The sequence below is a fragment of the Thaumasiovibrio clandestinus genome (genome assembly GCF_047250365.1).
GTDB lineage: Bacteria > Pseudomonadota > Gammaproteobacteria > Enterobacterales > Vibrionaceae > Thaumasiovibrio.
Map to the genome: position 1 here is coordinate 33,282 of NZ_JBLBVL010000014.1, position 25,825 is coordinate 59,106.

The 25,825-nt window shown below is 44.3% G+C and carries 19 protein-coding genes, 1 tRNA gene and 1 pseudogene; 18 read left to right on the forward strand and 3 right to left on the reverse strand.

Annotated elements, in window-relative coordinates:
* Positions 1-313 precede the first annotated feature (313 nt).
* The 3 genes from ACKLNH_RS15780 to ACKLNH_RS15790 all read left to right on the forward strand — a co-directional run bounded on the left by ACKLNH_RS15780 (position 314) and on the right by ACKLNH_RS15790 (position 3,462).
* Positions 314-484: a hypothetical protein gene (locus ACKLNH_RS15780; RefSeq protein ID WP_413113223.1), complete on the forward strand. Its 171-nt coding sequence runs from the start codon at positions 314-316 to the stop codon at positions 482-484.
* A 231-nt stretch (positions 485-715) separates the two neighbouring features.
* Positions 716-2,701 (forward strand): peptidase U32 family protein, encoded by a 1,986-nt coding sequence (locus ACKLNH_RS15785; protein WP_413113224.1) that lies wholly within the window; start codon positions 716-718, stop codon positions 2,699-2,701.
* 170 nt (positions 2,702-2,871) lie between these two features.
* Positions 2,872-3,462, forward strand: coding sequence for a CAP domain-containing protein (locus ACKLNH_RS15790; RefSeq protein ID WP_413113269.1), 591 nt, complete (start codon positions 2,872-2,874; stop codon positions 3,460-3,462).
* Positions 3,463-3,546: 84 nt separating this feature from the next.
* Here the strand turns inward: ACKLNH_RS15790 and ACKLNH_RS15795 are convergent, their stop codons facing one another.
* Positions 3,547-6,246, reverse strand: coding sequence for a hybrid sensor histidine kinase/response regulator (locus ACKLNH_RS15795; RefSeq protein WP_413113225.1), 2,700 nt, complete (start codon positions 6,244-6,246; stop codon positions 3,547-3,549).
* A gap of 106 nt (positions 6,247-6,352) precedes the next feature.
* On the opposite strand from ACKLNH_RS15795, the gene ACKLNH_RS15800 reads away from it, so the two are divergent.
* The 7 genes and pseudogenes from ACKLNH_RS15800 (at position 6,353) to ACKLNH_RS15830 (ending at position 15,461) form a co-directional block, all read left to right on the forward strand.
* Positions 6,353-6,796, forward strand: a complete 444-nt coding sequence (locus ACKLNH_RS15800) for a hypothetical protein (RefSeq protein WP_413113226.1) — start codon at positions 6,353-6,355, stop codon at positions 6,794-6,796.
* Positions 6,797-6,801: 5 nt separating this feature from the next.
* Positions 6,802-7,845, forward strand: coding sequence for a hypothetical protein (locus ACKLNH_RS15805; RefSeq protein WP_413113227.1), 1,044 nt, complete (start codon positions 6,802-6,804; stop codon positions 7,843-7,845).
* 813 nt (positions 7,846-8,658) lie between these two features.
* Positions 8,659-11,528: pseudogene (locus ACKLNH_RS15810) on the forward strand (diaminobutyrate--2-oxoglutarate transaminase family protein).
* An 18-nt stretch (positions 11,529-11,546) separates the two neighbouring features.
* Positions 11,547-12,797, forward strand: a complete 1,251-nt coding sequence (locus ACKLNH_RS15815) for a carboxynorspermidine synthase (RefSeq protein WP_413113228.1) — start codon at positions 11,547-11,549, stop codon at positions 12,795-12,797.
* Between the two features lie 80 nt (positions 12,798-12,877).
* Entirely contained in the window at positions 12,878-14,011 is a 1,134-nt protein-coding gene (gene nspC, locus ACKLNH_RS15820) for a carboxynorspermidine decarboxylase (RefSeq protein ID WP_413113229.1), read from the forward strand.
* A gap of 194 nt (positions 14,012-14,205) precedes the next feature.
* Positions 14,206-15,099 carry a sensor domain-containing diguanylate cyclase gene (locus ACKLNH_RS15825; RefSeq protein ID WP_413113230.1) on the forward strand — a complete coding sequence of 298 codons (894 nt, stop codon included), beginning with the start codon at positions 14,206-14,208 and terminating at the stop codon, positions 15,097-15,099.
* A gap of 143 nt (positions 15,100-15,242) precedes the next feature.
* Positions 15,243-15,461, forward strand: coding sequence for a hypothetical protein (locus ACKLNH_RS15830; protein ID WP_413113231.1), 219 nt, complete (start codon positions 15,243-15,245; stop codon positions 15,459-15,461).
* A gap of 77 nt (positions 15,462-15,538) precedes the next feature.
* Here ACKLNH_RS15830 and ACKLNH_RS15835 read toward each other — a convergent pair whose 3' ends face one another.
* Complete coding sequence (locus tag ACKLNH_RS15835; RefSeq protein ID WP_413113232.1) at positions 15,539-15,982, reverse strand: bactofilin family protein; 444 nt, start codon at positions 15,980-15,982, stop codon at positions 15,539-15,541.
* Positions 15,886-16,833, reverse strand: coding sequence for a M23 family metallopeptidase (locus ACKLNH_RS15840; RefSeq protein WP_413113233.1), 948 nt, complete (start codon positions 16,831-16,833; stop codon positions 15,886-15,888). The genes ACKLNH_RS15835 and ACKLNH_RS15840 overlap by 97 nt, the downstream gene beginning before the upstream one ends.
* Positions 16,834-17,065: 232 nt before the next feature.
* On the opposite strand from ACKLNH_RS15840, the gene ACKLNH_RS15845 reads away from it, so the two are divergent.
* The 8 genes from ACKLNH_RS15845 to ACKLNH_RS15880 all read left to right on the forward strand — a co-directional run bounded on the left by ACKLNH_RS15845 (position 17,066) and on the right by ACKLNH_RS15880 (position 25,823).
* Positions 17,066-17,156 (forward strand) — tRNA-Ser (locus ACKLNH_RS15845).
* A gap of 256 nt (positions 17,157-17,412) precedes the next feature.
* On the forward strand, positions 17,413-18,171 hold the full coding sequence (locus ACKLNH_RS15850; protein ID WP_413113234.1) for a helix-turn-helix transcriptional regulator: 759 nt from the start codon (positions 17,413-17,415) through the stop codon (positions 18,169-18,171).
* 105 nt (positions 18,172-18,276) lie between these two features.
* The gene (locus ACKLNH_RS15855; protein ID WP_413113235.1) at positions 18,277-20,136 is read left to right on the forward strand and encodes a hypothetical protein; all 1,860 of its coding nucleotides are present in this window, start codon (positions 18,277-18,279) and stop codon (positions 20,134-20,136) included.
* Positions 20,137-20,514: 378 nt separating this feature from the next.
* Positions 20,515-21,729: a PfkB family carbohydrate kinase gene (locus ACKLNH_RS15860; RefSeq protein ID WP_413113236.1), complete on the forward strand. Its 1,215-nt coding sequence runs from the start codon at positions 20,515-20,517 to the stop codon at positions 21,727-21,729.
* On the forward strand, positions 21,729-22,700 hold the full coding sequence (locus ACKLNH_RS15865) for a nucleoside hydrolase (RefSeq protein WP_413113237.1): 972 nt from the start codon (positions 21,729-21,731) through the stop codon (positions 22,698-22,700). The genes ACKLNH_RS15860 and ACKLNH_RS15865 overlap by 1 nt, the downstream gene beginning before the upstream one ends.
* Positions 22,701-22,708: 8 nt before the next feature.
* Positions 22,709-23,929 carry a NupC/NupG family nucleoside CNT transporter gene (locus tag ACKLNH_RS15870; protein WP_413113238.1) on the forward strand — a complete coding sequence of 407 codons (1,221 nt, stop codon included), beginning with the start codon at positions 22,709-22,711 and terminating at the stop codon, positions 23,927-23,929.
* Positions 23,930-24,042: 113 nt separating this feature from the next.
* Entirely contained in the window at positions 24,043-24,783 is a 741-nt protein-coding gene (locus ACKLNH_RS15875) for an outer membrane protein OmpK (protein ID WP_413113239.1), read from the forward strand.
* A 233-nt stretch (positions 24,784-25,016) separates the two neighbouring features.
* On the forward strand, positions 25,017-25,823 hold the full coding sequence (locus ACKLNH_RS15880) for an alpha/beta fold hydrolase (protein WP_413113240.1): 807 nt from the start codon (positions 25,017-25,019) through the stop codon (positions 25,821-25,823).
* Positions 25,824-25,825 lie beyond the last annotated feature (2 nt).

Sequence of the window (25,825 nt, forward strand, 5' to 3'; positions counted from 1 at the left end):
ATAAAAGCGCACTCAGATGCGCTTTTAATTTTATCAGCGTCCTAGCTATGGCCATAGCCAGAGAAGAATACAATCCCTGAGATCTTGCTACTTTATGTTATCCGTTAGCGATTCACTAACTGAAAAGCAGAAGCGTAAGCTATCATCCCCGGTGCGACAAAGGTATGCTGCACGCCTAACATATAAGACATTGGTATACATTTACATCATTTTTAGTAACAAGTTATTTACATCTGGCGGTGAAATAGATTATTCTAGCCATGAAAACGCACTAACACTATGAAAAATAATATCAATTGATGAGGTGGTTAATATGGACAGACTAGTGCTATTAGATGATGGGGATATTGGTATTGTTGATGATTTTATCACCGATATGCCTGATAGGGATATGCTAGCCGAAGAAAAAACCAGCGCAATTTGCTTTGATAGTGCTGGCAATAAAGTGATTAAACAAGGCCGCATTATCGATATTTTGTCTTAACCGTGATGAGCGATGCTGCTAACTCAAATTGTTAGTGCTCGCTCCACCTTCTGCTTTACACGTACATTTCTTTCTAGTGTCTTGATTAACACCGCCTTTTTATTGCCCTTAGTGGTTTTACTCTTTAGCGATCTTGCGTTACTTTTCCGTTTGCTCCACACAGAGCTTTACTGTTGTTATGGGTTGCGTAGAATACGCCGCTTCAGTTTGCAAAACCAAGAGTAGCAGTAGATGGCAGTCGCGAGTAAACAGTTCGAATTATTGGCACCAGGTGGTGATATAGAATCAATCAAAGCTGCTATTGCTGCAGGGGCCGATGCGATTTATTGTGGACTTGACCGATTTAATGCACGTAATCGTGCCACCAATATATCGTTTGATCTGCTGCCCGGTCTGGTTGAGTTAGCCCATCAACATCAATGTCAGATTTTTATCACGCTTAATGTGGTGATCTTAGAACATGAAATTCCTGCCATGATGCGTCTGTTAGAGCTGTTGTGTGAGGTGGATATCGATGGTGTGATTATTCAGGATATCGGGCTAGCCTACCTACTTAAGCACCACTTTCCTCAGCTGGATGTACACGCATCAACGCAACTGAACTCGCACAACGAGGGGCAAATCCAGTTTATGAAACAGCTTGGGGTGAGCCGTGTCAACTTGTCTCGTGAGCTAAATATTCAAGAAATTGCCCATCTTGCTCAATTTGGCCATCAGCATGGTGTATTGATGGAAGTTTTTGTGCATGGCTCTTACTGTATTGGTTTCTCTGGCTTATGTTATGCGAGTTCATACCGTAATGGCTCTTCGGGGAACCGCGGACGCTGCAGTCAGCCTTGTCGTGATCGGTTTGAAACAACCGCAGCTGGCGTAGACCACCCATTAAACATGAAAGATAACTCTGCGTTTGATGATATGGCAGCACTCGCCGATGCGGGTGTTTATTCGCTAAAAATTGAAGGGCGTATAAAAAAATCAGACTATGTCTACACCGCGGTAGAGCAATGGCGTCAACAGATCGATCGCTACTTAACGTCTGCTGAGCTTAGTACCGACAAATCGTCACTTTATACCGTATTTAATCGCGATTTTTCCAATGGATATTTGCAAGGGCGTATCGGCAAAGAGATGTATATCGATGCGCCGCGAAATCATGCCGCGCTGTATCGCGCCACACTAGAAAATGTGGATGCGCAAGATGAAGTTGCGTTTAAAGCGATTAAACGTCGTCTTTATGATGATAAAACGGCCATAATCGAGCATGTTGAGCGGGAAATTTCAGCATTACATGTTCAAGCGACCAAGCAGCGCAGTTTGAAAGGGCATGAAATTAAGACGGTATTGCCGAAACTACAATCGTCGACACACTTTAATGAGATTGCGCAGCCAGCGATACTGCTCTCAGACTTTGCTGATATATCGAAATACCAACAATTGGGTGGTGATATTTATTATAAGTTACCCAATGGAATAGCCCGCGAGCTTGAATCCCTAAAACAGCATTTTGCTGAACACCCGCAGTTGATCCCGTGGTTTCCCGCCGTGTTGATTGGCGATGATTATGCTGCGGCAGTTGCACTGTTAGCGTCACTCAACACAAAGCGTGTTGTGACAGAAAATAGCGGCATTGCATTTTATGCGGCAGCGAATGGTATCGCTTGGTTGGCGGGGCCACAAATGAATATAACTAACTCTTGGGTTCTACACTGCTTGAAAGAAGAGTTTGGTTGTGTGGGCGCATTTATCTCCAATGAACTAAATGCAACACAGATGCGACGTTTGGTATGTCCGCCAGACTTTGAGTTGCACTACAGCCTTTATCATCCAGTTATGTTGATGACGAGTCGTCAGTGTTTGTTACAACAGAGCCTTGGTTGTCGTAAAAAGATAATTACCAAAGGATGTTTGCCAAAATGTAGCAAGCGCACACGGATTAAGAATGTTAATAATTCGACGTATATCATAGATAAAGCAAAGGGTGAGTTTAATCAGCTTTATGCGGATCAACATTGCTTTAATCCACAAGTCATTAACGAGTTACCTGATTTGTTCAGCCATGTGTTGCTTGATTTTAGACCGATTGAAACGGATACCGAACTGGCTGTTGATAAGGTGAGCTTTTATCAGGCGGTAGCAAAGCATGTAAAGGATAAGACAAGTCACTTTCCTCCGTTAGTCAAAGACAGCAATAATAAGCAATACGTAAAAGGGCTGTGATGACTAATTTTATTGTCTAATGTGTATGGTTTGACACTACTTCTTGTCAAGGGTTGGTCAAAAGTAGACCGGTTTTGTTGATTGCATATGGCATGTCATTTCTTGGTTGCTAGAGTGAGCGTTTTTTCGCCAGCCAACAACTGGTATTGATAAAACAGGATATAGACATGATGAAATGGACAGTACTACTCGTTGGAATATCTTCCGTGCTAGTTGGATGTGGATCAGGCAGTAGCGCTGAAAACAGCGATCTTGTCTCACAAGATAACAGTGATGCTGCGGCAACATCCCCCTCACTGCCCTCTGGTGATAGTGTTGAAAATGAAACCGGTAGTCTGCCATCCTCGTTCGCAGAGCAAATGTTGGAGGCGGTCAATCAAGCGCGAGCGGTGCCTCAACAATGTGGTGATACCATTATGCCTGCTGTTGACCCTCTTAGCTGGGATTATGATTTAGAAAGTGCTGCTTACGCCCATTCGAGTGATATGGCAAACGGTGATTTTATGAGTCATACCGGATCTGATGGCAGCAGTATGACAGACCGAGTAAACCGCACCGGTTATGCGTGGCAAGCATTAGGAGAAAACGTGGCGGCAGGGCAATCGAGCGTTGAACGCGTTATGTCTAGTTGGATGAATAGTGAAGGCCATTGTAAGAACATTATGAGTGAAGACTTCACTCAGATAGGGGCTGCGTTGGTCGAGAATAATGCGACAACTTATACTTACTACTGGACGCAAGTGTTTGCCCGCGGACGTTGATATTTGCTTAGCAGACCATCACTTTGTTAGCTAAATAAAAACTCGAAGGCCATGTTGGTCTCCGAGTTTAATTTTATCTAGCGACTAAACGAGATCTTCCAGCTTTTCCATAAGAATTTCAGGTTTAAACGGCTTAGCCATATAGTCATTCATTCCTGCTTCATAGCAGCGATGCACATCCTCATCCATAACGCTGGCGGTTAGCGCGATAATGGGCAATCTTGGACGTTGCTTCTCTTTTTCCAGTTTACGGATACTTTGTGTCGCTGCAAATCCGTCCATGATTGGCATCATACAGTCCATTAATACCGCGCGATAGCGTCCTGGATTTTGCTCAACACTGGTCACTGCTTCTTGGCCATTATTGGCGATATCGAAACTATAACCCGCTCTTTTTAACATTAATCCGGCGACTTTTTGATTAACTGGGTTATCTTCAACGAGGAGAACACAGTTGTTGGGGGTCACGTCTACTGTTGTTTCTACTTCTGTTTTTGTTGCTGTTTTAACATTAGTCTTGTTAGGCTGAGTAGTAACCAATGGCGTGACTTGCTGGCTAACATTTGTTTCTTGAATTGCTGGTGGTGTGGTTAATGCTGTTTTAAGCGATTTAGTAAATCGACGACCCAGTAAAGGTAAGGTGACGAGCCCTTGAATGTTATCGGCAAAGTCTACTTGTTCATTCGCATGGTAAGTGGCGACAATAATCGGTGTTGCTGTTTTCCAGCTTTGCAATTCCGCGATTTGTGTTTGGGTGATAGCCAATTGTTCAAAACAGAGTATAACAGCATCAACCGATTTCAATTGTGAGCGGTCGATATCTGTTATCTTTGAGGCCGCAATATGGTTAACTTGGCAAGCCTGCAAAATGTCGTCTGCCATTTTATCATTATCGTAAACAATAAAGACTTTTTTGCCGTTTAGATCTTGATTAATGGGCGTTTGCTGTTGTTTTACTTGAGTTTTCACTGTGAAATAGAAGCAACTACCTTTGCCTTTTTCAGAGGTGAGTTTTAGCTCTCCTCCCATTAACTCTACTAATTGACGGCAAATGGTAAGGCCCAAACCGGTACCTCCAAATTGGCGAGTGATAGACCCATCTTCTTGAGTGAAGGGTTTAAACACTTGCTCTTGTTTATCTTTATCTATTCCTATTCCAGTATCTGTTATTGAGAAGGTCATAGCGACCTGTTCTTTGTCGATAGCGTTACATTCTATATCTATTGTTATACTTCCTGCCTGCGTAAATTTAACGGCATTCGACATTAGGTTCATTAAGATTTGTCGTAGGCGGTGGTCATCTAACATCACGAGCTGCGGTAGATAATCCGCGATATGAATATTTAGTGCCAGTCCTGATTCGGTCGCCTTCGGCAGTACCATTGTGGCAGTATCGTAAAGAACCTCTCGGACATTGCATTCAATCGGAGATAATGCAAGGTTGCCAGACTCAATTTTCGATAGGTCTAAAATGTCATTAATTAAAATAAGTAATGTCTGTGATGATGTTTCGATTGTTTGAACGTAGTCTGTTTGGGTTGGCGTTAGGCTGGTATCGGTAAGGATATTCGACATGCCAATAATACCATTTAAAGGTGTGCGAATTTCGTGCGACATATTGGCTAAAAACGAGCTTTTAGCGAAGTTTGCTTTTTCTGCTTCATTTTTGGCGTGGATAATACGTGTTTCATTTGCCACTTGCTCTTCAATTAAGTGATTGATTTTGATGTTAAAAATAGAAAACTCATCTTTTCCGTCAATGGCAATGCTTTGTGCTTGATGCTCGTTGTCTGTCATTACTGAAAGGGTATTAATGACTTTATTTAGTTGTTGAACGATTCGCTTAAATACATTGATGCCAAGTGTAATAAGCAGAAGGATTGATACACCAGCAGTTAAGGCGAAAACAGCCATTAGCTGAGTGGTTTTCGCGACTTCCAAAGAGATATCGTTGGCGATGTTCTCACTGATTATATCGATGACGCTTTCAATTAGTTGATATCGCTGGTCGAAGGCACTGAGGCTTTGAGACAGTTGAGATGGATTTAGCGACCCTGCAAGTAGTTCATTACGAACTTGGTAACTGGTTGAGAACGCTTCATTGCTAAAAGTGCTTAACAGTAATTCAATTTGTTGCGGGGTCGCATTAATATTAATAAAGCGGTCGATCATTTCTTGTTGTTTGCCGACTAGCGCATATAACGCATCGAGCTGAGATGACTCATCAGCATATTCTGCTTGGTGGAGTAACCAGCTTTCTTGTTGCACCCAGAGTTGCAGCCACATGAGTTGATACATCGCATTGAGCTTTTGATCAATATGGATACTTCCGGACTGTGGCGTGTATTTTTGCAAAGAGATGGCAAATTGATGGGTTAGTTCATCAATCCAAAGGCTCCATTCTTCTAGCGAGTCGATATCTAAATGACCAATCTCATTTGTGGCTTCATGCATCTCTTCGAATTGAGCACTGACATCTGCTGAATGTTGAAACAACTCTTTGGGAAGCTGATTTAAGCGCTCAGTCGCGTCCCGTGCGGCAAGAGCATCAGCAAATGAGGGCAGTGTCTTATTGAGTACAGCAATGCGGATGCTGTGGGTTGATTGTCCGAATTGCGATAAAGCATCTAGCGCTATCACTCGCTCCATTTGCAAGTTAAGTTGCTGTTTCAAATTGAACTGATTATAAACTTGATTGGCGGTGAAGAGTCCGGCAAATGTCAGCGGTAGCAAAACCAGCAACATTAACCTGACTCGTATGGATAAATTGTTGAGTGCTTTCATGCATTGATCCCTGATTTTTCTTATAAAATTGCCTTCCCACCTCATGATTGTAGGCTAAGCTATACACTGCTGCTTAAAATTAATGGTTGATAGTTAGGTGTGAATCATGAAATGGATATCTGGGCTGATTTTGGCGCTTGTTATGACTAGCAGTGCGTTGGCTGCTGATGACGATGTTGAGTTTGCAGTGTTTTCGATGAATGCGGACATTCCAGCATTAACGGAAAGCAAAGTGCGCATGCTATATAAAGGTAAGACCAAAAAAGTTGGCGGAAGCATTAAAATTGTGTTGGTAGATATGCCAAAGAATTCAATTTTACGCGAAGAGTTTTATAGTCAGTTGTTAGGTAAATCGGTAGCACAGATGAGTGGCTACTGGGCTAGTCTCTCTTTTTCTGGCAAAGGGACGCCTCCTGACGAACTAAGCAGTGAAGATATAAAAGACATATTAGAGTGGCTTAACGAGAATCCTAACGGTGTTGCTTATGCACCGATAGAGAAGGTGCCAGAAGGCGCCAATATTTTGGTTACCATTAACCAAGGGGAGTAGGCAAAATGCGAGCATTAATACAAGGAGTGGTATTGGGTTGTATAGCAACATCAAGCTATGCGGCAGTGTCATTAGGCGACCACTTGTCTGTGTCTGGTTTTGGCTCATTTTCGGTGGCTAAGTCAGACAATAGTACCCCGCTATTGGTAAACAGAGAGATAACCGATGAAACGTGTTGGGACTGTGATACAACGGTAGGCCTACAAGTTGATTTGAGGCTGACAGATCAGTTGCGAGCATCTGCACAATTGGTGAAAAGGCCGCATGATCATTTTTCAAGTCCAGAGTTGGAGTGGGCTTATATTGATTATGAGGGTGACGAGTGGGGGATAAACGCGGGTAGATTACGCTTGCCTCTGTTTTTGACTTCCGAATATTATTATGTGGGTCATGCTTATACGTGGGCTCGCCCTCCAACGGAGGTTTATGGCAGCACCATCGGCTTCACATCCTACGAAGGAGCATCGGCGCATATTGATATTGAATTGCCTAATGAAGGCATTCTCAAAATAGGGCCGTACGTCGGAATTCCACGAGAAGATGATATCTCCTTAGGGCGTATAGATATTCATTTTGATATCGATAGATTATTAGGATTCACTGCTGAGTTAAGCCATTTTAACTATACGTTGCGCACGGCAATGCTACATTCGAAATACTCAACCAGTTTTAATCCTGAACCAGCTATTATCAATGTCTATACCTTAGGCGGACAGTATTTTTGGCAAGACTGGGAATGGATGGCAGAGGTACAGTCTGACACTCTTCAGACTAATTGGTATGTGAGTGGGGCCTATCAGTGGGGTGATATTAAGCCGTATTTGGTTTATGGAGAGAGCCATCATCGTAGCAAAAGCAAAAGTGTAACGCTTGGTGTGCGATATGATCTTCGCTACAACATCTCGATTAACGCAGAGTGGCAACAGTTCATGATGCGTGACAGTGACTATATGGCTGGTAACTCAGGCCAGTTTGTTGAGCCGCCGATTCTTCACCGAGAAGATAAAGACGCGCAGCTTCTAACGCTGATGGTTAATTTCGTATTCTAATACACAAAAGGTGCAGCCCTGTGTAGCGCGTGCACCTTGATTTTCCATTTGTTCATCGTAAGAAGCAGAAAGACTAAGCGCTTGTTAATACAACGCTTACAAAAAGCGAACAGACGCAAATCGTCTCTCTGTGTGTTTTTTGCTCGAAAGGTGCTTGCATTTTGGGCGGCTGTGGCTATAATTCGCGCCTCTACGATAGTTGTTCCACAGTTGAATGATATATTTCCGCGGTCGAAAGTGAATTTGACCGCTTTTTTTTGTCTATTAATTCTTAATATCAAATTTTTAATATCCTCGCATCTCGCCGGAAAAACACAAATACGGAAATTCAACTGATTGTGATGCTGTCACACGGTATCTTTTTGTAGTGACTTCAACCCAATGAAACTTTATTGATACATTTGTCGGAAACATGCTTAGAATATGTGAAAATCAGATAAAAAACGCTATCTTTGTTATGAAAGCTATGGTATTTTCGCGCTGTTTTTTTGTCGGGCAAGCATTCCGACGTGGCAAACGTTTTTTGCATCGTACTTGTTGACGTTGCAACTGTAGGTATCTGTATTATTCATATACAGATAGAAGGGCATTGATATCGCCATATGTAGCGAACCATTTGGCGACTTGTTGAGGAACCCAACATGATTAACTTGATTGCGTCAACCACAACCAGTTTGCTCGTTCCCCCATACAGTATCATTACTGAGCCTTGATCACTCCGATCACCTTCTTCCTTTCAGCGTAGGCTGTAAAAAGCGATCATCAGCTCTCATGAGTTGATGTTTTGATGTTGTAGTTTTTTTGGATACTGCTATGAACAATGTACTTCCGTTTGGTTCTGAAGACCAGCTGACCACCGCTTCTGTGCCTGTGGTAAATGACCTTTACGATTTGACCCCTGATGAGTTATTGCTCAGTCAGGAACATTATGAATCTGAAGTGCGCTCTTACCCGCGTCGCCTTCCACTTGCGATAAAAAAAGCGCAAGGTGTTTTGGTAGAAGATAGTCGCGGACAGCTATTTCTAGATTGTCTAGCTGGTGCAGGTACGTTGGCTTTGGGTTACAACCACCCTGAAATTAATCAGGAAATTGTAAATCAATTGAACAGTGGGCTGCCGTATCAGACTCTAGATATGACCACGCCTGCAAAAGATAAATTTATTAAAGAAGTCATGGGATTTCTTCCCCATGAATTTGCGCAAAACGCACGTATTCAATTCTGTGGGCCGTCTGGTGCCGATGCAGTAGAAGCTGCAATCAAGCTAGCTAAGCAAACCACGGGCCGTAACACGATGGTGGCATTCCATGGTGCTTATCACGGTATGACCAATGGCACGATGGCGATGATGGGTAACCTTAACACCAAAGCGCGTCGTCAAGGGTTAATGGCTGATGTTCACTTTTTCCCATTCCCATATAGCTTACGCTGCCCGTTTGGTATTGGTGGTGAGAAGGGTGCGGAGCAATCGGTTCGTTACATTGAGCGTGTCTTAAATGATGACGAAAGTGGCATTCAGAAGCCTGCTGCAATCATTCTAGAGCCGATTCAAGGGGAAGGTGGCGTGATCCCTGCACCTGCATTTTGGTTAAAAGAGCTGCGTCGCATCACCCAAGAACACGGCATCTTGCTTATTTTTGATGAAATCCAGTGTGGTATTGGTAAAACTGGCCATAACTTCGCCTTTGAAGAGGCGGGCGTGACGCCAGACATTTTATGTCTGTCAAAAGCGGTGGGTGGTGGCCTTCCTATGTCTATCCTGCTTTTCCATAAAGACATCGATAGCTGGAAGCCAGGTGAGCACACTGGTACGTTCCGAGGTAATCAACTGGCGATGGCAACCGGAGCTAAAGCGCTCGAAATAATTCGCCGTGATAACCTGGTAGAGCATGCAGCGAAAGCGGGTACTTACCTAAAAGAGAAGCTAGAAGAAGTCGCTCTAGAGGTTGGATGTATCGCTGAAGTTCGTGGTCGCGGCTTAATGTTAGGTCTTGAAATTGTTAAAGCCGACGGGCGCTTAAACAAGCTCAATGAACCGGAAGCTGATCCAACCCGTACATTGGCTATTCAGCGCGAGTGTTTGAAGCGTGGACTGATTATCGAGAAGGGTGGACGTCAAGGCAGTGTGTTGCGTTTCTTACCGCCGCTAATTATCAGCTATGAGCAGATCGATTTTGCGGTTGATGTGATGCGCAGAGCTATCTTGGCCAGTGCAGAGGACGCGCAATGACACAACAATCTTACTGGAAAGATCATTTTGTTCATGCTGGTGAAGGTGGTGCTGATCAGTTAGAAGCGGCATTACTGCAAAGTGCACAGGTGATTAAATCTGTTTTCGCGAGTGCAGATAAGCCTTATTCAGGTATGGATCCTTTGGCACTTAAAGCAAAGATCGATGCGATTAACTTACAAGGTGGCGACACCCTGCAAGATGTGATTGAGCAAACTGGCGAGTTGATCGGCAAGAATTCTATTATTGTCCAGCATCCGCACTGTATTGCGCACTTACATACACAGCCGTTGCTGCCTTCGCTGGCGGCAGAAGTGTTTATCTCTGTTCTCAATCAGTCGATGGACTCTTGGGATCAGGCCAGTGCGGCAACCTATGTTGAGCAGCGCATGGTTGACTGGTTGTGTGAGCTGTATGATTTTGGCGAAAACAGCGACGGTGTGTTCACCGCGGGTGGCACGCAATCTAACCAGATGGGACTGATCATTGCCCGTGATTGGATTGCCGATTCACTGTCTGGTCACAATATTCAACAAGATGGACTGCCAGAATACGGCCATAAACTACGTATCATTTGTTCTCAGAAGTCGCACTTCACGGTGCAGAAGACCGCCGCTCTTATGGGGCTAGGTATGGGGGCAGTGGTCTGTGTTGAGAGCCGCACAAATGGCACTATGGTGACAGACAAGCTAGAAGAGACCATCGCGTCCTTGAAGGCTGAAGGGCTTATCCCATTTGTTATTGTTGGCACCGCAGGTACGACAGATCATGGCGCGATTGATGATTTAACCACTATCGCAGATATCGCTGCGAAGCATCAGTTATGGTTCCATGTTGATGCAGCATACGGCGGCGCACTGATCATGAGTAGCGAAAAATCTCGCCTTGCCGGTATTGAGCGCGCCGATTCATTAACGGTCGACTTCCATAAGTTGTATTGGCAGCCAATCAGTTGTGGCGGCTTTTTGCTGAAAGAAAAGGCAAACTTTAAGTACCTGCTGCATCATGCGGATTACTTGAATCGCGAAGAAGATACCCTGCCAAATTTGGTTGATAAGACCATGGCGACAACAAAGCGTTTTGATGCGCTGAAGTTGTTAATGACCATGCAGACGATTGGACCAAAAGAGATGGGGGCGATGTATGATCACTTACTGCAACTAACCCGTGATGTTGCGGCAATGATTGATACTGATAGCCATTTTGAATTGTTATCAGAACCGAATCTATCAACAGTGTTATTCCGGTTTAACGACGGTAAGCACAGTGATGTTGATGCTATAAATAAGAAGTTACGCCTGCAGTCATTAGTGCAAGGTGTAGCGGTATTGGGTGAGACTGTCGTTGATGGTCAAAGTGCACTCAAATTTACTTTGTTAAACCCATGTTTGTCTCTACAACACGTTCGAGAGCTACTGGATAATTTAACTGAGCTGGCGAATTCGCTGGCGTAACCAAGGAACTAAGTCTAAATGTCTATTTTACAAATTGGTGCTGGTGGCGTTGGTTGGGTAATTGCCCATAAAGCGGCACAAAACAACGATGTTCTGGGCGATATCACCATCGCTTCGCGTACGGTTAAAAAATGTGATGCGATCATTGAATCGATTAAAGGTCGCAATAACATGAAAGATCCAGCGAAAAAGCTGGAGTCTCGTGCGGTGGATGCTGACGATATTGATGCTTTGGTTGCACTAATCGAAGATGTAAAGCCGGATTTGGTGGTTAATGCGGGTCCTCCTTGGGTTAACGTTGCGATTATGGAAGCGTGTTACCGTACCAAGACGTCATACCTAGATACTTCTGTGGCAACAGACCTATGTAGTCCTGGTCAGCAGGTACCTGAAGCCTATGATCCACAGTGGGCATTCCGCGAGAAGTTCGCTGAAGCGGGTATTACCGGTATTCTAGGCGCTGGTTTTGATCCAGGTGTTGTGAGCGTGTTTGCCGCTTACGCTGTTAAGCATCTGTTTGATGAGATCGACAGCATTGATGTTATGGACGTTAATGCGGGTGATCACGGTAAGAAGTTTGCGACTAACTTTGACCCAGAAACCAATATGCTTGAAATCCAAGGTGACTCATTTTACTGGGAAAATGGTGAGTGGAAACAGGTTCCATGTCATACCCGTATGATGGAATTTGAATTCCCATTGGTTGGTTCGCACAAAGTTTACTCTATGGCGCACGATGAAGTTCGTTCAATGCGCGAGTTTATCCCTGCGAAACGCATTGAGTTCTGGATGGGCTTTGGTGATCGTTACTTAACCTACTTCAACTGCATGCGTGACATCGGCCTACTAAGCCCTGAACCTGTTACTCTGCAAGATGGTACTGTTGTTGAGCCATTAAAAGTCTTAAAAGCGATGCTGCCAGATCCGACATCACTGGCTCCGGGCTATACAGGCAAAACCTGTATTGGTACTTGGGTACAAGGCACTAAAGACGGTAAGCCTCGTAGCGTCTTCTTGTATAACAACGCCGATCATGAAGTGGCTTATAAAGATGTTGAGCACCAAGCGATTGCTTATACGACGGGTGTTCCTGCAATCACAGCGGCACTGATGTACTTTAAAGGCGAATGGGGCGGAAAGGGCGTGTTCAATATGGAACAACTAAACCCAGACCCATTCCTTGAGCTAATGCCTGAAATCGGCTTGGATTGGCATGTTCAAGAGCTGGATGTCAAAGCGCCAGACATTCAAATTTTGAAAAAAGATTAAGTCTTAATTCAATAAGTTAATAGAGCCAGCCACGAGCTGGCTCTTCGTTATTTAGTTACTTGATATTGCGAAGAACGACTATGCAAGCAAATGAATTAAAAACGCCATTTTTTATGATTGATGAAGCTAAGCTCATCGAGAATTTAGAAAAAGCAAAGCTGTTAAAAACGTTATCTGGTGTGAAGCTGGTCTTGGCACTAAAGTGTTTCTCGACATGGGGTGTGTTTGACATTATCAAACCATACCTTGATGGCACAACCAGCAGTGGACCTTTTGAAGTGAAGCTAGGGCACGAAACGTTTGGCGGTGAAACCCATGCCTACAGCGTTGGCTATAGTGAAGATGATGTAAAAGAGGTTGCGGACATCTGCGACAAGATGATCTTCAATTCGCAGTCACAGCTAAAGGCGCACCGTCATCTTGTCGAAGGAAAAGCGTCGTTAGGATTACGTCTAAACCCTGGGGTAAGCTGTGCAGGGCAAGACTTAGCTGATCCCGCTCGTCAGTTTTCGCGCTTAGGTGTACAAGCTGATCATTTAGACCCGCAGGTATTTGATAACCTCGATGGTGTTATGTTCCACATGAACTGTGAGAACAAAAGTGTCGATGCATTGGTGGCCTTGCTTGACCATATCTCTGATCAGTTTGGTGAACACCTCAATAAACTAGACTGGGTGAGCTTGGGAGGCGGAATCTTCTTTACTTGGCCAGGTTATGACATAGAGCGCTTAGCACAGGCCCTAAAAGCATTCTCTAGCCGTCATGGCGTGCAACTCTACTTAGAGCCAGGCGAAGCGATTATTACTAAGACAACGGACTTAGTGGTTACTGTCGTCGATGTGGTAGAGAATGGCATGAAGACTGCGATTGTGGACTCAGCCACTGAAGCGCACCGCTTGGATACATTGATTTACAATGAACCAGCGTCGATAAAAGAAGCGACAGAAAATGGCAAACATGAATACATTATCGGCAGTTGTTCGTGTCTAGCCGGCGATCAGTTCTGTGTTACATCATTTGATGCACCACTGGAAGTGGGCCAGCGTTTACATATTATGGATAGTGCTGGATACACCATGGTGAAACTAAACTGGTTCAATGGATTGCGTATGCCTTCAGTGTATTGTCAACGTCAAAGCGGAGAAATTGACAAACTAAACGAGTTTAACTACCTCGACTTCAAACGTTCACTGTCGCAATGGAAAGTTGCATAAGCATTTCTTGAATCGATATCACAAAATAAAAGGCTCGGGTATTCCGAGCTTTTTTTTTATTTAGTGACATAACCCCTTTTTAAGCAAGGAATTTGTGTTGAACCACATTTGATGTTGAATATAGACTACATGCATGACGGTTTTCTGTCGTAATTGTTTCTGTTTGATGCGCATGGGGTATATGGAGTTCCAGCTTGAATTGTTTTAAATCGGTACTAGATGGCCACCCCAACCCGTGCGTTGTGCATATTGATTTCGTGCCTGTCTATGCGAATGATGCGTTTGCTGAGTTTAGCGGTTTACATTGTGCAAAGGATGTATTGACCCTATCTTCACTTAAGGAGTTGATCGTTCAAACGCATTGGCAAGAGGCAGAAAGGCGTTATCAACTTGTCTTGAATAATGAGGTTAATAGTGAACCTCAGATCATCGAACATACCGATTTAAATGGTATGTCTAAGTTAGCCGAGATTACCGATACTGCTGTTATGTGGGAAGGACAGAAAGCAGTGTGTACCTATATTTCAGTGGTCACTGATAGTGTAAAACGGGAAACTGCACTAAAAGAGATTGCCATGTGCGATGAGCTAACCGACATTGCCAATCGTCGTTATCTTAGCGAACTACTGAATAACCCTGAGCAGCATTTCAGCGATAGCTGCCACTATCTAGTTTTAATTGATTTAGACCATTTTAAGCAGATTAATGACTCTCATGGTCACCTTGTTGGTGATGAGTTGTTGGTTGCTGTCGCACAAGCGTTACATCATCAAGTCGATTCGGAGTTTAAAGCCTGCCGGATTGGTGGAGAAGAGTTTGCGGTTATCTTAAGAGCGGATGACGCTGAAGATTTAGTACGACAAGTTGATTGTGTTCAAACGGTCATTGCACAAACATCGATCAAAGTGAGAAAAGGGCAACAGCTTGTGAGCTGCACAGCATCTGCTGGCGTTAGCGCTTATAAAATAGGGGATAGCTTTAATACGTGGTTTGAGCGTTCAGATAAGCTGCTGTACAAGGCCAAGGGGCAAGGGCGCAACGTGGTTGTTTATGAAGATGCGCAACTGGCCGCGCATGTGGCCTGTTAATCAAGATTAGCACTTCTGACTATATAGATTGGCATTACTGATCAATGTGTCAAATTGATGGCATTAAAGTGAACTTTGAGTTGACTAAATTTTGAACAGATCCTAGTTTTTATGGCACGACCAGACAACAGAGGATGCCATATATGAAGAAGATGAATTCATCTTATCGATTACAGCTGATCAAAGAAGTCGCCCAACGTCGAGAAAGATTAAAAGATAGTGATGAAATGTCATTACATATATCGCAACTTCTGGAGAGTAAGCAAGAGTCTGCCCCCTTGAGCCAATCTACGTTCGCCGATGCACATTTTGATAGTCATGTTGGCGGATGGGTTAGCAATCGATGGGATAGTTTAAAGTAGCGATACATCTGTGGCTAGGGATTGGTCACCGAGAAGAACGCCCGGCGATATCGTCGGGCGTTTTTGTTGCTGCAAACTTATTTAGTCGCTTGCATTTTCTGTGGTGCTTGCGCCGCGCTTGCGGTGGTCTTGCCGACGTCTTTATTGCCTAAGCTAACCACATGCTCTTTTTGTGTTGGTAGGGTTTCACCAAGGAAAGAGCCGCCTTTTTCGATGCTTAGGTTGTCACAATAGATAGTACCAGTGACTTTACCTAACTCAAGAATCTCGATTTCATTAGCATATACGTTGCCTTCCAATAGGCCATTTACCATGATTTTGTCACTGTAAACTTCACCCTTAACACGGCCATCGTTGCTAATAACCAGCGATTTATCTGAGCGCAATTTGCCTTCGATAAAACCATCAACTTGAATATCGCAAGCTAGCTGGAGCTCTCCTTTGATGCTACACCCTTTTGCGATGACAGTTGCAGTTGTGAACTGACTCGTTGTTCCACTCTCTTTACCAAAGATTCCCATCGTATATTTCTCTCTTTCTCAAACAGTGTTTCGAAATTATCTAAGCCCCAGTTAACAAAGTGTCTTGGATCGAGGGCGCGTCCAACAAAGCGAACTTCGTAATGTAGGTGCGGTCCTGTAGATAGCCCTGTATTACCAGAACGACCAATAAGGTCGCCTTTACGAACAAATTGTCCTGAACGAACTTCAAACTTATCCAGATGCGAATAGGAGGTTGTGATCCCAAACGAGTGTTGTAGACGTAAAAAGTTGCCTGAACCTTCATTGCTTGGGCGCACAGTTTCAACCACCCCATCTGCGGGAGCATATATTGGCGTGCCAGTATTTACCGCAAAGTCCATCCCTCGGTGGGTGGTTTTCCGGCCCGTTACCGGGTGGGTTCGCGTACCATAATGAGATGAAATGCGTGCACCAGGCGTTGGCGAGCCATTGGGAATTTCATCTAATAGTGACACGCGTACCGCAGACGTTATCGCAGCAGCATCGAGGCGGCTTTCAATTTGATCATCTGACTCTGAAAAGCCTAAAATAACTTCCAGATCGCCAAGTCTGTCAGCGACTGTGGTTAACCTTGTTTCTCGCTCCTCTAGATCTTCTTCTAATTCTCGTTTTAAATCTTCTAGAGAGCGTAGCTCTTCGTTTAAAGAGAGTGATTGAGACTCCAATTCATGCTGTCGATCAAGTGCAAAGTCCACCTGATGGATAAGATAATAGATCACCCCGCCTGTAGCGACTGTTGCGAGGGCGGCTGAAATGACAGCACCACGTAGCCCTCGTTGTAGCCATTTCCCTACATGGAAGTGCCGAGTTCCTTTGATTGTTGATACAGATACAATGATGCGTTCTTTCATGTTGCGTATTTGGCTATTTACCCGACTCTTATTAAGCGACAGGTTAATTAAGTCCCTTAAGCCTATTTACTGTCAAATATTAATACTATTTTTATGATTCCTATCCCAATGTTTTTTATGTTATTTTTTGGTGTGTATTGCTAAAAATGGGTTAAATAGCATCTTTTTAAGCATTATGTACAAAAAAGGCTTTACTTGGTTCTGAAGAGTCGTTATATTACGCCGCACTTACGGAGAGATGGCTGAGTGGTTGAAAGCACCGGTCTTGAAAACCGGCATACGTTAATAGCGTATCTAGGGTTCAAATCCCTATCTCTCCGCCACATTTAGAAAGCCTCGACAGAAATGTCGGGGCTTTTGTCGTTTTACTGGCTCAACTCGGACTGTTTCTTATATATCCAGCTTCTTGCTGACCAATGCGATGACTATCGTGGATAGCACCAATAGACCTGCGGCGATCGACATTTTTATCAATAGGGTGAGCAGGATCAATACTTAGATTTGATGACTTCCAAATCGGCAGCCATAGTTACTTATGCATACACAGTAAGGGTTAGCATCGAGGGGCGAGTCTTATTTATGTCGGTTAAGCGTATGGCAACATTGCAGCAAGGGATGGCGTCTGTGCCTCAATGGCAGTTGCTTAATCAAGTCGGTTTTGAACAGATGTTACGTCAAGAGATGAAGCATATGGGGATGATGAGTTTTGTGCTGATGGTACTTGATCCGTACCAGCGTCCACTTGTCGATATTTCATCAGGGTTCTCCCAACAACAGCTGATGGTTTATCAAAAAAACCAACGTCATGATGCTTACCTAAATTATTATCTTCAGCAGAATTTGCAGAGTAAATTGGTTTATATGCAAGAAATGTTGCCTATTAATGCCATTGGTGACGCTATTTTCCACGACGTGTTGGTGCCGACATTGCAGTTACATCATTCGTATAGCGGCCTACACCCTTTACTCTCTCATCACTATTTAATGCTAAGTTCGCATGCAGATTGCCGTTTATCGCCTAAACAGTTTTATCATTTACAATCTCTGTGGAAGAGCTTGGCTCTGTGGGCAAATGGTTGGGTTTCCCATTATCTCTTTGCGCAGAAATGGCGGCAGCTAGAGTCGAGCAGTGTGGTGTGTATCGAGCCGTTAACGGTGGCTGAACGTAGTGTACTTAATCTATTGGTACAAGGCTGTGATGGTAGCGAAATTGCCGCAAAGCGACGAGTGTCAAAAGAGACGGTAAAAACGCAAATCAAACACATTCTGCATAAAACAGGCTCGAAACATCAAAATCAGCTGATCAGTCGCTATTACATGAATCAGCTCACCTCTTAAGTCTTACCTGTCTACTTTTTCTCTCATTTGTCCCCCGAATGGGGGATGTGGTTGTTTTGTCATTTATTACGCTCTTAGTATCATATAACGCAAAGGAACAGAGCGATGAAAGCACAACGATCACTTTTAACTAGCGCAATAATACTCGCACTATTTGGATGTGGTAATGATAGCGTTACCAGTGATGCTATTGCCACTCCGTCTTCAACGATTAGCGGTGTTGCTGCCGCGGGATCGCCATTGATGGGCTATGTGGTAGTGAAGGGCTCGGAGGGTAAGGAAACCAGCCATGCAACCATCGCAGCAGATGGTAGTTTTTCGGTTGATGTTAGTGATATTGAACCGCCTTATCGTCTTCGTGCCGTTGGCTATGTAGGAGGGCGGCAATATCAGTTGCATTCGTACAGTGAAGCTGTAGAGCAAGACGGTATCATTAATATCACACCGTTCACCGATTTGATTATTGCGAATGCAGCACAGCAATTGGCGCACGAATTTTATGAAAAGAACAGTGCAGTATTGGATGAACAAGTATTGCTAGAGCAAGAATCTGCCCTGCAAGCGAAATTAACACCAATATTGCAGAGCCTTGGTATTTCTGAGACCGTTGATTTGCTCTCAAGCGAATTTAAGGCCAATCACAATGGGCTGGACTTTCTCCTAGATATAATAGAGATCAGCGTTGATACCGAAACGGCTGTCGCATCGATACGTAATAAACTCAATCCCGGCGTGACGTTGCTCGATAGTATCACTGACCATGATGATAATGATGTGACTTTAGAGAGTGTTGACGGTGTGGATCTGGAAGAGATCCAGGATGATACAGTTTTGATTGCTAAGATGCTTGAGGCGATTAATAAGGTCTTGCGCAGTGGCAATATCTCCGAGGCAACATTAGCGCCATTTTTTGCAGAGTCGTTTGTCGACCTTGATGACAACAAAGCCATCGTAATCGCTGAAATGGTGGATGACCCCACCCTTGCTAATTTGCAATTTGTCTCTCCGAGCTATTTAGAATGGGCTGATGATGGTCAACGCGTTAAGTTAGGCTTGGTATTAATCGATGATGACCAACCAGGTTGGACTGAGCCACTAGATTGGTATGTCGCAAAATCAGACGTGGGATGGCAATTTGAAGGTAATCGCTTTATCGTTGATATGCATTTCAATTTCCACTGTAGTTGGCAGGCAAATTTCAATGAACCCGGTTGTGGGGTTAATATTGGGGTTAAAGACAACGACCCAACCAATACACCAGCACCTTATCAAGGCATGTTAATTAAGTCTGCGGTGTTTAGCAATCAACGAGACGGTGAACCGGTGGCCAATGCGTTTGTGTTTCTTAATGATGCTGATGGATTAGGGCAGTTGCAGGTAGTAAACCATTTAGGGGAGTATCAAGGTGATTGGGCCGGGGGCTTTCCATCCGATGATGCACTACAACCCTATCGCTTTACTGCCAATGACTTTAAAGCAGGGGATGAGTATGTGGTTTGGTTATATACGACCGAGTTAGATCTCACGGATCCCACCAGCCCAACACCGACCAGTGAGGCAGTAGCACAACTTGAAGGAGATGTTTGGACTCACCCTATAACGACAGTCTCAGTGAATGAGTTACCACAATTAACGCCCCAAGCGAAAACGGCGTTTGATGCCTATCAAGGCGGGGAGCTGACGCTAGCATGGTCTGAAGTCGGTTTGCCTGAAGGCGCAGAAGTGGATGAGATTTGGCTAAGTATCTGGCCGGAAGGAGAGGATGAATATGGCCCGGGGTACGTGAGTGTTCAGGAAAGCGTTGCACCTGAAGAGAGTCGCATCACGTTATCTATAAATCGTAGCGTGGTAACGGATGAGGGGACGTATAGCAAACAAGTTCGAGTTTATGCGCTAGACGCCAGTGGGCAGAGAGTGTTTTCTACCTTTTATATCGGTACATTTGATACTTCTTCTTTCCACTGATAAATCGTGGTGGAGCGCGCGTTGTGGCGATGAAGAGTAGGCTGATTTTATAAGTCATCGAATATTGCAGTGCCCCTAAATGCAAAGCCCCTACACTGTTGACAATGGTGCAGGGGCTGGTTTATTACAACAGTGCCTATCTATTGTTAATCTATTTAGGGCACTGACTTTTCTTGCGAAAATCACTGTTGAAAAGGGGCTTTTGAAATAATAAATCGAACGCTGTTTTTTATTTCGAGCGTTAAGTCGTGCTTTAAATGGTGCAATGGAAAAAATGAAAACTCGGACAGCTATTGTCCGAATTGAGCGCTATCTTGAGTACTAGCGTTAAGAAATTCCCCTTCCACCTCGGTACCATTCTCTTAAAAGGAGGTGTCCATGCTCAAGCCACACCGGATAAACATGATTCGCTCATTACTACTAAGAGATAAGCGGGTGACGGTTGCTGAGTTGGCCAGATTGTTAGAGGTATCTGACAGAACCATACGCAGAGACTTAAAGCAATTAGAAGAAATCGGCGTCGCCGAGCTGTTCTTTGGTGGGGCACAGCTCGCCGCTATCGACAAAAATACCCACTTCAAGCAAGTAAGCATCAGGAACATTATGAGCGCACTGACAGAAAAGTATGAACATTCAACAGCCGATCCAGCCAAGGGTAAGTCTACTCATAGTGGCGTATATGTGTTGGGGTCGTTCAACATTGACATCGTCTCTGAGGTGTCAGATTTCCCACGTCAAGGTGAAACGATACATTCACTCTCAACAGAGTTTTATGCCGGGGGAAAAGGTTCCAACCAAGCAACCGCTGCCGCTAAGGTGAATGATTTGGTGCACCTGACCGTTAAGATAGGAAAAGATGAATTTGGCTCTAAAGCACGGAGCTATTTTTCAACCACCGATATTAACTCGTTCACCATCCTTGAGGATGAAGCAAAACATACGGGCAATGCGTCAATCTTTGTTTCGCGTAAGCGTGGCGAAAACTTCATTGCTATCGATCTTGGAGCCAACCTGTCGCTAACGGAGCAAGAAATTTGCCAAGAGTTCTCGCTCATTCAAGATAGTCGCGTATTTTTAACCCAACTTGAGAATAACTTTGATGCGACACGACGTGCGTTGGAATACGCCAGCACGACAGACTCACTGATCATATTAAACCCAGCGCCTTATCAGGAGCAGGTGAAATCTGTGATCCATTTGGTGGACATTATTACCCCTAATGAAACAGAGGCCCAAGATCTCACCGGTATTGAAATTACCGATATAGCAACTGCCAAGCAAGCTGCAACAGCTATCTATGAAATGGGTGTCAAAATAGTGCTTATCACCATGGGGAGCCAAGGGGTGTTGCTATTTAATGGTGAGGAGCATCGACACTATCCGAGCTTTAAGGCGGTCGTTACCGATACATCAGGCGCGGGTGATTCATTTAATGGTTCGTTAGCCGCCTGTTTAGCCAATGGCAAGCCACTTGATTACGCCATTAAATTTGCCTCTGCGTATGCCTCGTTGGCTGTTGAGCGTAAGGGGGCATCCAATATGCCAAATGCCTCGTTGGCAGAAGCGCGACTAAATGAACAGGAGGGGATGTAATGAATCCTACAGAGTTAACGTTAACCGCAATGACAGCCAGCTTTCCATCGCTGACGCTATCTAAGCGCATGCATCTGATGGACGTGCCTGCGACGGGGCGTATTGCAACAGTAATCGACAGCGACACGTTTAATGAAATTGATGATCAGTTTGCGATTGCCTGGGCCATGTTACGCAGTGATCGTATCGATTTACAAGCGGTATATGCAGCGCCATTTACCAATGCAATGTTTAATGACAGTCATGAAGCGGTGTCTGATCCCGCTGTAGGTATGACCCTGAGTTTCGAAGAGATAGAGCGGGTAATGCAACGAGTCGACACTGCCACGAAACCAGACATTTTCACTGGCTCGACGCGGTATGTTTACCAGTGTACACAGCCGGAACGCTCTCCTGCCGTCGAAGACTTGATCGCACGAGCTTATGCCTGTGAAGGGGTGCTACAAGTTATTTGTATCGGTGCTCCCACCAATGTCGCTCATGCGTTATTGGCAGATCCAACTCTGGTTAATAAGCTGCACATTCTTTGGTTGGGAGGTCATAGCTTCGATTGGGAAAACACAGAAGAATTCAATCTAATGCAAGATATCGATGCTAGTCGGGTGTTACTGGACTCCGGCGTTGCATTGACTCTGTTCCCTTGTATGGGGGTGACCAATACACTGGCGAGCTCTGTTCCAGAAATACAGCACTATTTGGCAGGCACCAGTGCCATTGGTGATTATCTCGCTCAAGAAGCGCCTAAATGTCCTTGGATTGGTTTTGCCAATCGTAAAGTCATTTGGGATATCGCCCCGGTTGGTTATGTGTTGGATGCCAATTGGTACACTGCTACCCTGAGTGCGTCGCCTGTGCTAAATGATAACTTAACGTGGACCTTCAATCAGCTGCGTCATCCGATACGCGTGATTAAATTCATTGAACGTGATGAACTCTTTATTGACCTATTTAACCGTCTCATTAAAGGATAAGTACCAGCATGCAATCATTCATACCCCTATTGGGAATTATCGTACTATTACTTATTGGCTGGCTTTGCTCGTGCAATCGACAGGCGATAAATTTTAGAACAGTTAGTATCGCCCTTCTATTACAAGCATCTATTGCAGCATTTATTCTGTTTGTTCCAGCAGGGCAAGTAATATTACTGGGCGTTTCTAATGCCGTTGGTTCAATTATGGACTATTCCGGCGAAGGCATACGCTTTTTGTTTGGTGATTTAGGCGCATTTAGTTCCGGTTTTATATTTGCCATTCATGTTCTCCCTATTATTATATTCTTCAGTTCACTAATGTCAGTGCTGTATTATCTTGGGATAATGCAGCGTGTAGTGAAATACATTGGCATGGCGGTACAGAAAATTCTTTGTACATCTCAAGCAGAATCGACAGCTGCAGCAGCAAACATTTTTATTGGTAATACCGATGTATTTGTGATGATGAAGCCGTATGCGCCTAAGATGACAAAATCAGAATTGTTTGCATTGATGACGGGTGGCTTTGCCTCTATTGCTGGTTCAGTCTTGGTTGGATTTGCCGGGATGGGGATCGAGATTAAATACCTAGTGTCGGCCGCGTTTATGTCTGCGCCTGCTGGACTACTATTTGCTAAATTGATTCTGCCTGAAACAGAAACACCAGTTGAAGTTAACTTAGATATTTATAATGAAGAAGACAAACCAATTAATATCATTGAAGCGGCCACCAGTGGTGCATTCAATGGCTTAAAAATGGCATCAGCCATTGGTGTGATGTTATTAGCACTGATTGCATTAATTGCCATGTTAAACGGTATATTAGGCTCGCTGTTCGGCCTCGTCGGGTGGGATGGTGTTACGCTACAGTCCATTTTTGGCTTTATTTTTGCGCCAGTGGCATTCCTTTTAGGTGTGCCAGCAGCTGAGGTGATGGTAGCAGGAAACTTCCTTGGTCAAAAGTTAGTGCTTAATGAGTTTGTTGCCTTTATGAGCTTCTCTGAAGTAAAAGAGACGTTAACGCCGCATACGCAAGCGGTAGTAACAATGGCTTTAGCTGGGTTTGCTAACTTGTCGGCGCCAGCGGCGATGATTGGTGTATTGGGAACCATTGTGCCAGAGAAAAAACCATTCATTGCGTCGATGGGGGTTCGGGTTATTCTAGCAGCGACGTTAGCGAACTTAATGAGCGCAGCATTAACCGGCTTATTCTTATCGTTTATGTAAATAAATACTCTATTGGGAGTGGAATAATCACTCCCGTTTAAATTCAAATTAAGACCAAACTATTTTCTCATGGTAAATAGTGGTTTCTACTTGTTCAATAACGGAAATATAATATGAAGAAACTTATTTGTACCTGCCTGTTAGGGGCGGCATGCTTATCTACGCCCGCTGTTTCTAATGAATATTCAGCATGGGGTAATATTCATTTTGATTATCAAGCTTGGGGGCATGGTGTAACAGAGAGTGACTTTACTCAAGCTTTAGTCGGCATTGAAGGCGGCTTAAACTTTGAATGGGGTGAGCTGTTTGGTTTTTATGATTTTGAAAACATCGATAAAGCCAGCGGTGAGCAAGGCGCGACAATGAGTCTGCAATCTCATGTTTATTTGGGTGACTCTAACGTTAGTGTATTTAATAAAGTCTATAGTTCTCAGTCCCCAGCAATTAAAGAAACTAATAGCTTTATGGGGCTAGGGTACACTGGCATCGGCGGTAACGGCTGGTGGTTTACACCGTGGTTAGCAGCCAACTACACCAATGTGCGAAATGAATTTAATAGCGTCACTGATTTCAACGGCTTTAATGGGGCGACGTTGGGCTGGAGTGCGGGCTATGTCTTCGAGCTTTTCGGTCAAAGCATGCTGCTATCAAATTGGAATGAAATTGAAATGTTCCGAGATGATATCTACGGCAGTAATAACAACGGTAATACTGGCCTGAATGGTGGCTTGAACTTGGGATGGGATATTACCCAACATGTTAATGCGACGGTAATGTACCGTTACTATTACAACAAGCTAGGTGCCGATGGGTATGGCGATATTCTTATTTACCGTTTAGCGTACAAGTTCTAATCTTGGCAAGCAAGGGGAATGCGCTCCCCTTGTCCTCCATACCTAGCCAGAACTTAACATCTGGATTGGCTTGTTTGTGCTAACATATTTCTCTATAGATACTTGGAGGAAATATGTTTGCAAATCACACTAAGTTCTTGTCTGGAAATATGATGCGCCACATTGCCGTTATGTCCTCTATGTGTGTGATCGGCATTCTGCGATTTTTTTACTTTTATAATGGGTAGAGACCAATGTCATCGCAATGCTGGCGCTCTTATGTGGAAGTAAAGGGCATAGATACAAAAGGCGAGTACCCTCCGTTGGTATTTATTCATGGCTCTTATGCGACAACATCAACGTGGAAGATGATCGTTAATGAGCTCGCAAAGAATAGGCTGTGTTTACTGGTGCGCTTGCCAGGGCATGGTTCAGCACCGCCGTTACCGTCAGGCGCAGCGTTAGATGCAGAGTGTTGCTTAATAGAAAATATTTTGAATCATCATGTCAAGGAGCCCGTACACCTCATTGGCCACTCATTTGGTGGTGTTTTGGCATTATCTTTATTGTTGCGCGGAAGGGTTGCGATCGCACGGTTATCGCTATTTGAACCCGTCGCAGTTTGGTTACTGCATAGTGTGCAAGAAGATAAATATAAACAGCAAGTGGATGAGCTACTCGTTCGCTGTCGAGATAAGGGCGTGATAGACCAGCGATGTGTCTGCGAACTGGTTATCGACTTTTGGGCCGGCGAAGGGCAGTTTCAATCCCTCCCTGCAGAGATTCAGAGGACGATGGTGGCGTTGGTGGATGAAAATGTGCGCCATTGGCAGATCTCTCAGCTATGCCGTTACTCGCTCTCGTTGTTGAGGCAATGCATGGTGCCCGTTGATTTGGTCTACGGGACCGAATCCAACCCAGTTGTTCACTCTATTTGTCATCACCTTGCTCAACTATTGCCTGTTAGCAAAACTTGCCATATCGAAGCTGCCAGCCACTTTTTAGTTACCAGTCACCCCAAGCAGTGTGTGGCTGTGATAAACCGTAATCTAGGATCTTAACG

Coding starts and splice junctions, on each gene's coding strand:
- ACKLNH_RS15780 (WP_413113223.1), top strand. CDS start 314: ATGGACAGACTAGTGCTATTAGATGATGGGGATATTGGTATTGTTGAT.
- ACKLNH_RS15785 (WP_413113224.1), top strand. CDS start 716: ATGGCAGTCGCGAGTAAACAGTTCGAATTATTGGCACCAGGTGGTGAT.
- ACKLNH_RS15790 (WP_413113269.1), top strand. CDS start 2,872: ATGAAATGGACAGTACTACTCGTTGGAATATCTTCCGTGCTAGTTGGA.
- ACKLNH_RS15795 (WP_413113225.1), bottom strand. CDS start 6,246: ATGAAAGCACTCAACAATTTATCCATACGAGTCAGGTTAATGTTGCTG.
- ACKLNH_RS15800 (WP_413113226.1), top strand. CDS start 6,353: ATGAAATGGATATCTGGGCTGATTTTGGCGCTTGTTATGACTAGCAGT.
- ACKLNH_RS15805 (WP_413113227.1), top strand. CDS start 6,802: ATGCGAGCATTAATACAAGGAGTGGTATTGGGTTGTATAGCAACATCA.
- ACKLNH_RS15815 (WP_413113228.1), top strand. CDS start 11,547: ATGTCTATTTTACAAATTGGTGCTGGTGGCGTTGGTTGGGTAATTGCC.
- nspC (WP_413113229.1), top strand. CDS start 12,878: ATGCAAGCAAATGAATTAAAAACGCCATTTTTTATGATTGATGAAGCT.
- ACKLNH_RS15830 (WP_413113231.1), top strand. CDS start 15,243: ATGAAGAAGATGAATTCATCTTATCGATTACAGCTGATCAAAGAAGTC.
- ACKLNH_RS15835 (WP_413113232.1), bottom strand. CDS start 15,982: ATGGGAATCTTTGGTAAAGAGAGTGGAACAACGAGTCAGTTCACAACT.
- ACKLNH_RS15840 (WP_413113233.1), bottom strand. CDS start 16,833: ATGAAAGAACGCATCATTGTATCTGTATCAACAATCAAAGGAACTCGG.
- ACKLNH_RS15850 (WP_413113234.1), top strand. CDS start 17,413: ATGTCGGTTAAGCGTATGGCAACATTGCAGCAAGGGATGGCGTCTGTG.
- ACKLNH_RS15855 (WP_413113235.1), top strand. CDS start 18,277: ATGAAAGCACAACGATCACTTTTAACTAGCGCAATAATACTCGCACTA.
- ACKLNH_RS15860 (WP_413113236.1), top strand. CDS start 20,515: ATGCTCAAGCCACACCGGATAAACATGATTCGCTCATTACTACTAAGA.
- ACKLNH_RS15865 (WP_413113237.1), top strand. CDS start 21,729: ATGAATCCTACAGAGTTAACGTTAACCGCAATGACAGCCAGCTTTCCA.
- ACKLNH_RS15870 (WP_413113238.1), top strand. CDS start 22,709: ATGCAATCATTCATACCCCTATTGGGAATTATCGTACTATTACTTATT.
- ACKLNH_RS15875 (WP_413113239.1), top strand. CDS start 24,043: ATGAAGAAACTTATTTGTACCTGCCTGTTAGGGGCGGCATGCTTATCT.
- ACKLNH_RS15880 (WP_413113240.1), top strand. CDS start 25,017: ATGTCATCGCAATGCTGGCGCTCTTATGTGGAAGTAAAGGGCATAGAT.